Genomic DNA, 12464 nt, shown 5'->3' with positions numbered 1-12464 from the left:
GGTAGCTCTTTAGTGCCTTATTATGCTCGTTTGGCATCTTTAGGCAGTGTGCCAAGGTGAGTGCGCAGAGTCTCAAGGTAGAGCTGGTAGTTGGCATTAGCGCGATCTTGTGGGCGAGTGGGGTGGTGGATATGATAGCCCACAGCGCAAAACTTCAGCCTAGCACTTCTCCCCCCGGCAAACAAAAATCTAGCTACAAACTCCCAATCTTCTGACCCGTGTCCTGTGAAGCGTTCATTAAACCCGCCTATTTTCTCAAAATCTGCTTTATAAAAGCTCATATTGCAGCTCCCAACATTTGCCTTGACACTTTTGGTGAAGCTTTTGGCACTTTTTTGACTACATAGATAAATAATCCACGCTAGAAGCGTGCAGCGATAAGCCTTCCAGCTTTTGTATTTAAAGCCCTCTTTATACGCGCTTGTATCGCCGCTAGTGCGCTTGGCTAGAATCTCCTTGGTAGTATTCTCACAAAGCATTGTGCGAGAGCCGCCTAGGCAGAATCCACTTTTGGCAAAGCGCAGATGATCCGCGATAAAGTGTGAGTCTAAAATCATATCGCCATCGATTAAGATAATATACGCTTCTTTAGCCGCGGTAATGCCTTTATTGCGGCTAGCACTTGCGCGAAAGCCCTTGTCTTCTTGCCATATATGTCGCAAGGGGCAGGGGAAGTGCTTGGCATAGGATTCTATAAGGATTCTAGTCTCTTCCGTGCTGCCATCATCAGCGATGATGACTTCTGCTGGGAGCGGGGAGAGATCTCGCACAGAATCTAGCACCAAAGCTAGGCGATCGGGGCTATTGTAGGTGGTGATGACAAGGGAGACATCGCTAGGATTTGGTAGGGGGGGGGGATAAGTAATGCCGTGGGATTTGAGCATAGCAAGATAGCGTTTGTCATTGATCGCTAGGGCTTGTGGGTTGATATTGCTCTCGTGGTGGATATGGTATGCCACTGCGCTAAAGGTTACGCGCTTTAGCTTGCCGCCTTGGAGCAAAAGCCGCGCGACAAAGTCTGTATCATCTCGCCCCCAGCCTGTATAGCCCTCATCAAATCCGCCTAGCTTCTCCCAATCACTTTTATAAAAGCTCATATTACAAGTGCGCACGACAGGCTTGAGATATGGACTCTTGCGTAAATAGCGTGCGGTGGTGGAGCGCAAGTTTGCCAAATATGCCATAAATGCTAGGCGGTGAGACTTAGCCTTTTTATGCGCAAATGCTAGGCGGTAGGCTGTGCTCTGCTGTGGGGCTTGTGCTTTGGCGGCTAAAATCTCTTGGGAGACTTTATCGCTTAGCCCTGTCCTAGAGCCTTGCAAAACCACGCCCCTTTTGGCGAATCGCAAATGATCGGCGATAAAGTGGGGGTCTAAAATCATATCGCCATCGATTGTGATGATGTAATCTTGTGTAGCGGCTTTTATGCCCTTGTTGCGACTAATGCTAACGCGAAAGCCCTTGTCTTCTTGCCATATATGTCGCAAGGGACAGGGGAAATCTTTTGCGTAAGATTCTATAAGGATTCTAGTCTCTTCCGTGCTGCCATCATCAGCGATGATCACTTCTGCTGGGAGTGGGGAGAGATCTCGCACAGAGTCTAGCACCAAAGCTAGGCGATCGGGGCTATTGTAGGTGGTGATGACAAGGGAAGCACCTAGAGAAGTGCTTGCTGGGATTGTGTCGGTCTGCATTGGGGGTTGGTGGGAGAGTGTTAGGCAAGTGCTTGGCTAGGCTATTTGAAAGTCGTGCCGCCATCGATGACGATTGTCTGCCCTGTGAGCCAGCCACTTTGAGCAGAGTCGCATAAGAAATACGCTGCGCCTGCTAGATCTTCTGGTGCGCCCATACGATTAAGCGGAGATTGCTCTTCAACTTTTGCACGCACTTCCGCATAGTCTGGGAAAGCACGCAGCGCATCTGTATCGATCGGTCCGCCGCTCACAGCATTGACGCGTATGCCCCACTCGCCAAGCTCAGCGGCAGCGTATTTGACCATTGTCTCCACGGCGTTTTTGCAGTTGCCGTGTCCTGCGTAGTTTGGCATATACACAAGATTGCCTGTGGAGCTTAGGGAGATGATAGAACCCCCACCCACTTCTTTCATACGCTTTGCCGCTTCTTGCGCCCCCACGACAAAGGCTAGCACCGTGGCGGTGTAAATGTTGTTTAGCCCCCTAGGACGCAGGCGCATAAATGGTCCAAACCCGCCAGCCACACTCTTGCCATAAATGATGGCATTGCTTACAAAAAAATCCACTCGATCAAAATCGCTATCAATCTTGCTAAAAAGCTCGCTATACTGCTCTGGCTCTAGGACATTGAGCGGATAGTAGCGAGCCTTGATACCAAAAGTGGATTCTACATCTTTGGCGATTTTATCTGCTTCTTCTTCGTTTTTGTTGTATGTGAAAGCCACATTGACGCCATTTTGCGCGAATTTATACAAAATCGCCTTGCCGATACCGCGTGTCGCCCCTGATATGACAAGCGTTTTGCCTTTCATTTGATTTGAGCTTGCTTGAGATTGTGTCATTGCTTCACCTCATAATGTCGTAATGTCTGCTCGATGTAGCGTAGATTTTCCGCGCTAGGAGAGAGCAGCGGCAGCCGATATTCTAAGCTTGATAGAAGCCCTGATAGATACATCGCTGCTTTGATAGGGATAGGATTGCTCTCGCAAAACAAAGCACAATTTATAGCATAAAGTTCATTATTTATAGCTTTTGATTCTTTGAATTTTCGCTCTAAAGCTAGGTGTGTGAGGGTAGAAATTTTATCTGGCAAAAGATTTCCTGTAACGGAGATTACGCCGCTTCCACCATTAGCAAGTATGGGATAATTGATCGCATCTTCTCCGCTAAATATCGCAAAATCTGGCGCAAGTGTGTTTAGCTCGACTATGCGCTCCATAGAGCCGCTAGCTTCTTTGATAGCGGTGATATTTGGCACATCATTATAGAGTCGTATCGCCGTGCTTGGCTCGATATTGACTCCTGTGCGAGAGGGGACATTATAGAGCATAAGGGGGATTTCCACCGATTGTGCTACGGCTTTATAGTGCTGGTATAGCCCCTCTTGGGTGGGCTTGTTGTAGTAGGGACTCACGCACAAAATCCCATCCGCACCGCATTGCTGCGCAAATCGCGCTAGCTCTATGGCTTCAGCAGTGGAGTTGCTCCCAGCACCTGCTAGCACCTTTGTGCCGCTATTTTTGCAGACACTCACGGCAATTTCTATGCATTCTTTATGCTCATTGTGCGAGAGCGTGGCAGACTCTCCTGTGGTGCCCACAGGCACGCACGCGTCCATTCCATAGCGGATTTGCCGCTTTATGAGTGAGATGAAGCACTCCGTATCGATCTTGCCGTTTTTAAAGGGCGTGATAAGCGCGCTCATCGCGCCGTGTGGCATTTGATCTGCATAAGACATTTTCACTCCTTTTTATCGCATAAAATAGCCACACTTAGCGTGTCTTCCACAAAATACTTTTGTGCCACGCGTGTGAGATCTGCTAAGGTTAGCTTGCTAAATTCTTCTTCATAGCGCAGAAGTGGGGCTACATCATCACGCACCAAAAATGCCCCAAATAGCCCCGCCACCGAGCTTGACTTTTCTAGTGAATACACAAAGCTTGCCTGCATATTACGCTTGGCAGTATCAAGCTCCTCTTGCGTGATCTGCCCCTGCTTCACACGCTCCAAAATCCCTAGAATCTCCTTTTGCAATGTCTTTGCCCGCACCTTTTCATTGCCCGCTGCCATAATCATAAACACCCCAGAATCCTTAAGCCCCATAGCCGAAGCCGACACTTCACTAGCGAGATTGCGCTTATCAACTAGCTCGCTATCAAGCAAGGCGGACTTACCGCCACTTAGCACCTCTGCAAGCGCACTTAGCGCGATTTGATCAGTGTGAGAAAAATCAGGAATCTTATAACCCATAATGAGCCACTCAATTTGTGTGGGCTTTTTGACAATGACTTCTCGGTAGCCATCTTGCTCTGGCTCTTCTATGCGGACTTTTGGGATAGATTTTGCCGCAGGAATCGCGCCAAAATGCTTACTCGCAGAAGCAAAGACTTTTTGCGGCTCAATATCGCCTGCCACGACAATAACAGCGTTATTTGGCTGATAATAAGCATTGTAAAACTCTCTAATATCCCCAATCTCCCAGCCTAAAATATCCCCCATAAATCCAATAGGCGTCCAGTGATAGGAGTGGTGCAAAAACGCGGTATTAAAAAAGCGGAAATACAAATACCCAAGCGGCGAATTATCCGTGCGCCATCTGCGCTCCTCTGCGACCACCTGTCGCTCTGGCTGAAACTCCTCATCTTTTAGCGAGAGATTGCGCATAAGCTCGGCAAATAGCCCCAAAGAAGTGTCAATATGCTCTGCGCTTGATTTGATGAAATAGCGCGTATAGTCAAATCCTGTGGAAGCATTATCCACACCGCCAAAGCCTTTTACAATTTTGTCAAACTCCCCTGCTTGAAGCTTTTTGGTCGATTTAAAGCTCAAATGCTCAAGCATATGCGCTATGCCGCTCTTACCTAAAATCTCATTCCTAGAGCCGACTTTGTAGAAAATATCGCTCTCTATCACGCCACTACCATTATCCATAGGGATAACGACAATCTGTAAGCCATTATCTAAAGTCTTTTGCTCATATTTTGGCAGCACACTCTTCCCAAGTCCTATACTCATCAACACTCCTAGTAATAATACAAATCGCATAGATTCTAAGCTACAAATCCGCACCAACAGCCTGCGCGATAGAGTCAAACCCATCAGCCTTAAGCAAGGCAGAAAGCTCGCGATTGATTTTGGCACAAAGGCTTGGTCCTTGATATACAAGCCCTGTATAAACCTGCACAAGCGATGCGCCTAATTTAATCCTACTATATGCTTCTTTCGCATCAGCAATTCCACCCACGCTAATGAATATCGCATTTTTGTGTGTTTTGCGCAGAGCCTTTGCCACAGCAGCAAACATCTCTCTACTTTTTTCGCATAAAGCAGCCCCACTAATGCCGCCGTGCTTAGGATTGGCGATCAATGAAGTATCCGTAGTTGTATTAGTAGCGATAATCCCACTCGCACCAGAATCCAACGCTCTCTCACACACACTTAACGCAAAATCCCTATCCATATCTGGCGCGATTTTTAAAAAGAGTGGCTTTTGTGTCTTTTGAGCTGCCATTGTGAAAAGGGATTCTACGAACTTTTCATTTTGTAAATCCCGTAGATTAGGGGTATTTGGTGAAGAAAGATTGAAAGTATAGTAGTCGCCCACTTCTAGCATATCCTCTAAAGTTTTTTGATAATTTAGCGCGGCATCTTCTTCGGTGATGTCTTTATTTTTCCCGATATTTATGCCAAGAGGGATACAAAATGGATAGAGACTCTTCAGCTTTGTGGTAGCTGCGATACTGCCTAGATTATTAAACCCCATAGCATTTTGCAAGCTTTGCTCATTTTCGTGGCGGAAAAGGCGCGGCTTTGGATTCCCATTTTGAGGGATTTTAGTGATTGTCCCAAGCTCCAAATGCCCAAACCCAAGCGTAGTCAAAGCCTTGACATATCGCCCATCTTTATCAAAGCCAGCCGCCAAGCCAATGGGATTATAAAAACGCAAGCCCAAAATCTCTTGGGCTAAGCTCTCATCACCATAGGCACAAAAACGCAGCAGCACATCATCACCAAAGGGCAGCGCGCGCAAAGCTTTCAAAGCCTTTAGCGAGAGATGATGCATCTTCTCTGCATCACATTTAAACAAAAGCGGTCGCAATGTTTGATACATTTCCATACTTACTCCTTCACTACTTTAAGATCACTATGCAAACTAGCCAAATGCTGATAATGCAAAGCCGATGCCAAGCCCTGTGCCACCTCATCATCATTTAAAGAGCGCACCAAACGCGCTGGATTCCCTATGATCAGGCTTTTGGGTGGGAATTTCTTGCCTTTTGTAACGACACTTCCAGCCCCCACAATACTCTGCGCACCTATAACCGCCATATCCATAACAATCGCACCCATACCGATGATACATTCTGCTTCTATATGGCAGGCGTGGATTATGCAATTATGCCCAATGGTAACATTCTCATCAATAATCGTGCTGCCATCAAAATCCTGTGTCGCATAGCCAATATGAATGATGCTATTGTCTTGGATATTGCTACCACTGCCGATATGGATTCTAGCTCCATCAGCACGGATTACACTACCATACCACACACTCACGCTCTCCCCTATCTCCACTTCGCCTATGATTGAAGTATGCGGCAAGATCACAGCACTTTGTGCGATCCTGGGAGATATGCCATTAAAACTAGCGATCATTATGATTCTCCTACCATTCTTTGTAGCAATTTCTTAGCCTTAGCTTCTTTTTTGTTTGAGCTATGGATTTCATTGACATATTGCTCATAAACGATTTGTGAAGAGATGGGATTCTCCTTGGGGGTGGGGATTTTGCGATATTCGCCATCACTTAAAAGCTCGTGAGCTTGGACATTATCGCTAAGCTGGATAGTTAGAATCTCTATAAGCCTATCAGCGACTGCCTTATTAGTCGCTGGGGTAAGTAGCTCCACCCTTCTTTCAAGGTTGCGCGGCATAAGATCCGCACTAGAGAAAAATACCCTTTCTTTAGCGTGAGCGAAATAGTAGATTCTAGCGTGCTCTAAATATTTGCCGATGATCGAGCGCACGCGGATATTATCACTCATACCCTTAACCGCAGGACGCAAGCAGCACACGCCACGGACAATAAGATCAATCTGCACGCCAGCCTTTGAGGCTTCATACAATGCCTTTATCACATCAGTATCAACAATGGCATTTGCCTTAAGGATAATGCGCCCTTCTGCACCAAAGCTAGATTCTGTCTTGATAAGCTCTAAAAGCTTTGACTTGATCTGCGTAGGCGCGACACATAGAGTATCAAGCCTTGTCTTGTGCGAGCTACCTGTGGAGAGCGAGTGGAAAAGCTTAACGACATCATTGCTAATTGCTTGATTGCTCGTAAAAAGGCTTATATCTGTGTAGATTTTAGCCGAAGCGGTGTTGTAGTTCCCCGTGCTTAAATGCACATATTCTGTGAGCTTATCGCCGACTTTTTTAACCACAAGCGCGACTTTGGCATGCACTTTAAGGGCAGGCACACCATAGATGACATGCGCTCCAGCAGATTCTAGCGCACGCGCCCAATGCAAGTTATTTTCCTCATCAAAGCGCGCTTTAAGCTCGACAAGCACGGTTACTTGTTTTTCTTCTGCGGCTTGGATTAGGGCTTTGACAATGGGGGAGTTTTTCCCCACACGATAGAGCGTCATACGGATAGATAGCACATCTTTATCCTTCGCAGCCGTGGTGATGAAATCCACCACCGGATCAAAGCTTTCATAAGGGTGAAATGCAATAATATCGCCAGATTCTATGGTATCTAGGATATTGCCTTCAGGATTTATAGGTGGGAGAGTTTTAGGCACAAATGGCGTAGAGCCTAAATGCGCAAAATCTTTCGCCCCTACAAGCTCCCACATCGCCCCAAGATTAAGCAAAATCGAGTAAGAATACACATCTTCAGGCACAACTTCCACTTGCTTTTGGACAAATTCTTTCAGCTCTACCTTGCCCTCTCCTATCTCTAAGCGCGTGATCTCTCCTCTTCTCCTAGCACGCAGCCCCTCGCTCATTAGCTGCATAAAATCATCAGCTTCATCTTCTTCTATCTCAAAATCCGCATTGCGCGTTACTCGAAATGGCACATAATGCTCCACACTATATCCTAAGAAAAGCTCCGCGGCAAACTCCCCTACAATCGTCTCTACCGGCACAAATACCCCACCATCAAGCTCGACAAATCTCTTTAGCACACGCGAAATCCGCACGATACCAAACTTCAGCTCCTTAGTCTCGTTATGCCGTAGCTCGATAGCTATACCAAAGCTTAGGTTATTTAAATGCGGAAATGGGTGGGTAGAATCCACTACAATAGGCACGATCACCGGATAGAGATAGCGTAAGAAATACTCTCTTAACTGCACTTTTTGCGATTTGTTTAGCTCGCTAAAAACCTTTATCTTCAAGCCCTCTTTGTCCAGCCCTGCTTGTATCTGGCTAAAAAGCTCTTGCACTTGGGCTTTTTCACTATGCAAATACTCGCGGATATGAGCAAGCTGCTGGGCAGAAGTGAGTCTATCGGCACCGATTTCGCTAATCCCGCTTGCATAGAGCTTTTTAAGCCCCGCCACACGGATCATATAAAACTCATCGAGATTTGTGCCATAAATAGCCAAAAACTTCAATCGATCAAGTAGCGGGAGCTTGGTATTCTTTGCTTCATTAAACACACGCGTATTGAACCGCAGCCACGACAACTCTCTGTTGAAAAACATTGTATCCACTATCTCCATAACGCCTCCTTACCCATAGTGTCGCTAAACTACACGCCTTGTAGTCGTAGTTATTGTATCTTATGTATCTTAAAATCCCCCAAACCTAGCACAACTAGAATCCATAACCACCACTCATACAAAACTGGATTCTAGATAGAAAAATCATAAAGACACAAGCTCACAGCAAACGCATAGCCGCTAAATATAGGATCGCCATAGGCACGCGCATCAACACCGCGCAAAATCACCAAAGGATATGAGTAGCTGCCCTCAAGCTTTAGCCCAAATCCTCGCACAATATTAACAAACAATCCAGCATTAAAGCTTGCGCCGTGAATGTTGTATTGTTTAGTATCATTGGGGAATTGTATATGCTGCAGCTTCCAGCTAATCCCAACGCTTGGCACGACATAACGCGCGATGAGATACGATGCGCGCACGCCAAAGCTTAGTGAGTAATCCTGTGCTGCCACGCCATTGACATAGCCACCTAGCATAAAATTATGCCAATGCATTCCACGCTCCAGCCCGAAAAACACCCCACGCGCTATGTGATCAACGCCCCTAGAGACGCGCGTATTTGTGGCACTATCGACTACGCTTAAGGCTTTGGTTTGTATATGACTTTGGGAATAGCCTATGGAAAATGACCCATACGATGACTTGCTAAGAGCTATGGGCTGATAGAGAGATGGCGATCGCTTGGTAACCTTGCTAGAATCTGTTTGAGATAAGCTAGATTCTAGTGATGTGGATTCTAGGGGCTGGGTGGCAGAGTCTTGCTCACTTGGGGCTAAAGGTCGCGCACTAGATTCTACACAAGCTAGCAGCATCACACCAAATAAGCCCAAAGCATTTTTCATCATTTTTCTCATTTCTAAACCTTAGAAGAAGTAGAATCTAGCCTTAAGGCAGATTTGAAGGCAGACTTGCAATAAGCCTATCTAACACCTTGACAAATTCCTCAAAGCTTCCAATATCAAGACGCTCTTGCACGGAATGCGGCGCAAGGATCGTAGGACCAATGCTCGCCATAAGCACAGATCCCAAGCCCATTTGCGCAAACCGCTCCTGCAGTATCCCACACTCTAGCCCTGCGTGGATCTCACCGATCTCTGTATGTCTCCACTCAAATGCCTGTTGGATACATTGCAAAATAGGGTGATCATCGGCAAGCTGTCGCTGCCACGGCGCGTAAAAGCCACTTATTGTAGCAAGTTTTTGACAAAATCGCCCCGAAATCTCAAGGATAGAAGTGCGCATAGATTCTAGGAGATCATCTTTATTGGCGCGGGCTTTTAGCGTGAAATCTAGGTGCTGATCGTGCGTGCGTGCTAGGGCAATATTAAGCGAGCTAAGGATTATGTGCGCATCTTGCTCCCACACCCCCTGCCTAAGCTCTCTCACAAAATGCGCAAGATGTGCCATCTCATAGCCTAGCACGCGGGCTTTTTTGCTAGGATTTTCTGTCATCTTTAGCACAAAGCCAGCGTTTGGACCCACAAATATCCGCCACACTTGAAAATCTCGGCTAGATTCTAGAGCGATATGGTGGATTAGCGTAGAATCCACTTTTTCCATAGTCATCAAAGCGTGCAAGGATTGTGCGCAATGCAGCGCGATCTCTTGCGTGCTAAAGGCTATTTGCGCATTAAGCCCCACGGCTATGGAGTTTGACTTTTCACCTGCTTGCAAATGTGTAAGGATTATCCCACTTTTTTCACCTAAACACTCGCCAATCCAGCCAAAAACTGCGAAAAACTCTGCTAAGCTTGACTTGATATTTTTATGTATATCCACGCCACTATGCCCCCCACTAAAGCCAAAGCTCTCGATCCACACACCGCCATAGACATCGTAAGTTGTAGCAGCAAAAGAGCAGAGCGCATCAAAGCCGCCTGCACAGCCTACAATCACCTCACCAAAGACTTCGCTATCAAGGTTAAGCAAAAACGGAGCTTTGATAGGAATTGCAAGCGCGTTTGCCCCGCACAGCCCCACTTCTTCATCGTTAGTAAAAAGCACTTCAAAATCCCCGCCCCCACGCTCCATACACCATAAAATCGCTGCGATAGCCGCGCCATTATCCGCGCCAAGTGAAGAATCTCTAGCGCGTAAAAATTGTCCTTCTTCCACTAGCTCTAATGCCCTATCTTCCGCAGCCACGCCCACACCCACCATATCATAATGCGCCTGCAAGCACACCTTAGGACGCATTGCAGTAGAATCCAAAATGCTAGGCTTGCTAGCATAGATATTGCCAGCTTCATCTATGCAAATCTTAAAGCCTAGCCGCTCACATTCCGCGCATAAAAATTCGCGCATAGCCTGTGTATGATAAGAGCGATGGGGGATAGAGCAAAGCTTATAGAAATACTCTAGCGCACTCATTGCTCCTCCATAAGCGTTTGTATTGGGAGTTTTTTCTTGCTAAATTCCACGATTTTGCCGTGATACCTTGCATAAACCTGTGCTAATGGCATTGCAGGATAGAGCCTTGCAATCTCTTTGTAAGGCATATCCATAAACCACCTCTGCACATCTTCATAGCTCTCCATTTCCCAGCCAAGTCCAGCCAATAGCCTAGCACTATAACTATCCACCACCATAATCTCCCTACCACACGCATAATTCAAGATAGAATCCGCACTTTCAAATCCTATCCCCTTGCGCTCTAAAAGCCACTTCCTGCTAACCCCCTGCTGAAAGCTTGCAAAATCGCCAAAATCCTCTACAATCGCTCGCGCTAGCGCGATGATTCTTGCACTTTTTTGTCGATAAAGCCCGCTTGGAGCGATAAGATTCTCAATAGAATCTATCTTTGCAAGATTATGCAAGCTTGTATCATCGCTAAGTGTCAAAATCCCGGAACCCTTGAGATTTGCTAAAGAAATTTTGACTTTTTCCCACTTGGTGTTTTGCGTCAAAATCGCGCCCACAACCACTTCAAAGCCCAAAGCCCCCTCCCACCACCATTGATGTAAGCCCTTCAGCAAATCCAAATTTTTAAGCCTAGTCAGTAGCTCTATACTATTTATATCCACGCTTGCAACCTTAGTAGTTTTAGGCATTGTAGCAGAAATTTAAGCCCCAAAAGTGTAGAATGCCGCATTTATAGGGCGGAGAAGTGTGTGCGAATTGACGAAGTTTTAATGAAGCGATGTATAGATAAAGCGTGGGAATACCAAACACTAACCTTACCAAACCCCGCTGTCGCTGCTATGGTATATGATGATAATGGGGAGATTTTAAGCCTAGAAGCGCATCAAAAAGCAGGGCTACCTCACGCGGAAGTTTTGGCAGTTTTTTGGGCTTTTGTGCAAATATATGCGAAAAGTAAGCAAAAAAACTTGCATTATCAAAAAGTGGATTCTAGCCTAGAATCCACTTTTGCCACAAGCCACACCACCCCTCCACAAGCACTTGGAGAGCTTGAAACACTTGCGCCATTGTGGCAAGATTTCCAAGCAACACACACGGAGTTTTCTCACATCGCCCTAGAGACTCTACCCCTACACTCCCACGCTATCCACGCTTTCATCGCTGCTTATCATAATGGTGCATTCTATGATAAGACAATCTTGCTCACCCTAGAGCCTTGCAATCACTTTGGCAAAACCCCTCCGTGCGCCCAGCTTATCGCGCAAATCGCGCCCAAACGCGTGCTTATCGCTGCGCGTGATATATGGGGAGAAAGTGCCAATGGTAGCAAGAGATTGCAAGAAGCTGGCGTAGCAGTAGAATTCATCACAAATACATCTCTAAAAAAACAAGCCCAAAATGTGCTTTATCCATTTTTGTGCCTAAGAGAATCTAGGCGATTTGTTGTATTTAAGCTTGCAGAGCGGCTTGATGGTAGCTACAAAAATGGGCAAATCTCCGGGGATCTATCGCGCATTTTTACGCATAATCAACGCACCATAGCCCAAAGCCTAATCATCTCCGGAGCGACTGCAAGGGCAGATAGACCAAGGCTTGACACCCGCTACGCCACGCCTCCTTATGCCAACACGAGCGTGCCAAATGTGGGGATTTTCACACGCAAGGATATTGA

At 46.4% G+C, this 12464-nt stretch carries 10 protein-coding genes and 1 pseudogene; 1 reads left to right on the top strand and 10 read right to left on the bottom strand.

Features of this window, described 5'->3' with window-relative positions:
- Positions 1 to 20: 20 nt before the first annotated feature.
- The 10 genes from NYG90_RS00640 to NYG90_RS00595 all read right to left on the bottom strand — a co-directional run bounded on the left by NYG90_RS00640 (position 21) and on the right by NYG90_RS00595 (position 11454).
- Positions 21 to 1694, bottom strand: coding sequence for a glycosyltransferase family 2 protein (locus NYG90_RS00640; protein WP_285256251.1), 1674 nt, complete (start codon positions 1692 to 1694; stop codon positions 21 to 23).
- Between the two features lie 41 nt (positions 1695 to 1735).
- A complete protein-coding gene (locus NYG90_RS00635) occupies positions 1736 to 2536 on the bottom strand; it encodes an enoyl-ACP reductase (protein ID WP_285256250.1) in 801 nt (266 codons plus the stop codon).
- The gene (gene dapA, locus NYG90_RS00630; protein ID WP_285256431.1) at positions 2533 to 3414 is read right to left on the bottom strand and encodes a 4-hydroxy-tetrahydrodipicolinate synthase; all 882 of its coding nucleotides are present in this window, start codon (positions 3412 to 3414) and stop codon (positions 2533 to 2535) included. Before dapA ends, NYG90_RS00635 begins: the two co-directional genes overlap by 4 nt.
- A gap of 20 nt (positions 3415 to 3434) precedes the next feature.
- The gene (locus NYG90_RS00625; protein WP_285256249.1) at positions 3435 to 4709 is read right to left on the bottom strand and encodes a M16 family metallopeptidase; all 1275 of its coding nucleotides are present in this window, start codon (positions 4707 to 4709) and stop codon (positions 3435 to 3437) included.
- 40 nt (positions 4710 to 4749) lie between these two features.
- Complete coding sequence (gene pyrD / locus NYG90_RS00620) at positions 4750 to 5811, bottom strand: dihydroorotate dehydrogenase (quinone) (RefSeq protein WP_285256248.1); 1062 nt, start codon at positions 5809 to 5811, stop codon at positions 4750 to 4752.
- A gap of 2 nt (positions 5812 to 5813) precedes the next feature.
- Positions 5814 to 6350 (bottom strand): gamma carbonic anhydrase family protein, encoded by a 537-nt coding sequence (locus tag NYG90_RS00615; RefSeq protein ID WP_285256247.1) that lies wholly within the window; start codon positions 6348 to 6350, stop codon positions 5814 to 5816.
- Positions 6350 to 8428 (bottom strand): RNA degradosome polyphosphate kinase, encoded by a 2079-nt coding sequence (locus NYG90_RS00610; protein ID WP_285264540.1) that lies wholly within the window; start codon positions 8426 to 8428, stop codon positions 6350 to 6352. Before NYG90_RS00610 ends, NYG90_RS00615 begins: the two co-directional genes overlap by 1 nt.
- Positions 8429 to 8559: 131 nt before the next feature.
- Positions 8560 to 9285, bottom strand: coding sequence for a hypothetical protein (locus tag NYG90_RS00605; RefSeq protein ID WP_285256245.1), 726 nt, complete (start codon positions 9283 to 9285; stop codon positions 8560 to 8562).
- 31 nt (positions 9286 to 9316) lie between these two features.
- On the bottom strand, positions 9317 to 10801 hold the full coding sequence (locus NYG90_RS00600; RefSeq protein WP_285256244.1) for a M20/M25/M40 family metallo-hydrolase: 1485 nt from the start codon (positions 10799 to 10801) through the stop codon (positions 9317 to 9319).
- Positions 10798 to 11454 carry a 3-methyladenine DNA glycosylase gene (locus NYG90_RS00595; RefSeq protein WP_285256243.1) on the bottom strand — a complete coding sequence of 219 codons (657 nt, stop codon included), beginning with the start codon at positions 11452 to 11454 and terminating at the stop codon, positions 10798 to 10800. Before NYG90_RS00595 ends, NYG90_RS00600 begins: the two co-directional genes overlap by 4 nt.
- Positions 11455 to 11562: 108 nt before the next feature.
- Between NYG90_RS00595 and ribD the strand changes: the two are divergent.
- A pseudogene (gene ribD, locus NYG90_RS00590) lies at positions 11563 to 12402 on the top strand (bifunctional diaminohydroxyphosphoribosylaminopyrimidine deaminase/5-amino-6-(5-phosphoribosylamino)uracil reductase RibD); the annotation flags it as partial.
- Between the last annotated feature and the right edge of the window lie 62 nt (positions 12403 to 12464).

Origin of the sequence: Helicobacter zhangjianzhongii, assembly GCF_030249855.1 — a bacterium.
In the GTDB taxonomy this organism is placed as follows: Bacteria; Campylobacterota; Campylobacteria; order Campylobacterales; family Helicobacteraceae; genus Helicobacter_B; species Helicobacter_B zhangjianzhongii.
The sequence above is the reverse complement of the archived record's forward strand: the minus strand, read 5'-3'. Positions and strand labels throughout refer to the sequence as shown.

Excerpts from the sequence above, each read along its gene's own strand:
- NYG90_RS00640 (WP_285256251.1), bottom strand. The coding sequence starts at position 1,694 with ATGCAGACCGACACAATCCCAGCAAGCACTTCTCTAGGTGCTTCCCTT.
- NYG90_RS00635 (WP_285256250.1), bottom strand. The coding sequence starts at position 2,536 with ATGACACAATCTCAAGCAAGCTCAAATCAAATGAAAGGCAAAACGCTT.
- dapA (WP_285256431.1), bottom strand. The coding sequence starts at position 3,414 with ATGCCACACGGCGCGATGAGCGCGCTTATCACGCCCTTTAAAAACGGC.
- NYG90_RS00625 (WP_285256249.1), bottom strand. The coding sequence starts at position 4,709 with ATGAGTATAGGACTTGGGAAGAGTGTGCTGCCAAAATATGAGCAAAAG.
- pyrD (WP_285256248.1), bottom strand. The coding sequence starts at position 5,811 with ATGGAAATGTATCAAACATTGCGACCGCTTTTGTTTAAATGTGATGCA.
- NYG90_RS00615 (WP_285256247.1), bottom strand. The coding sequence starts at position 6,350 with ATGATCGCTAGTTTTAATGGCATATCTCCCAGGATCGCACAAAGTGCT.
- NYG90_RS00610 (WP_285264540.1), bottom strand. The coding sequence starts at position 8,428 with ATGGAGATAGTGGATACAATGTTTTTCAACAGAGAGTTGTCGTGGCTG.
- NYG90_RS00605 (WP_285256245.1), bottom strand. The coding sequence starts at position 9,285 with ATGAGAAAAATGATGAAAAATGCTTTGGGCTTATTTGGTGTGATGCTG.
- NYG90_RS00600 (WP_285256244.1), bottom strand. The coding sequence starts at position 10,801 with ATGAGTGCGCTAGAGTATTTCTATAAGCTTTGCTCTATCCCCCATCGC.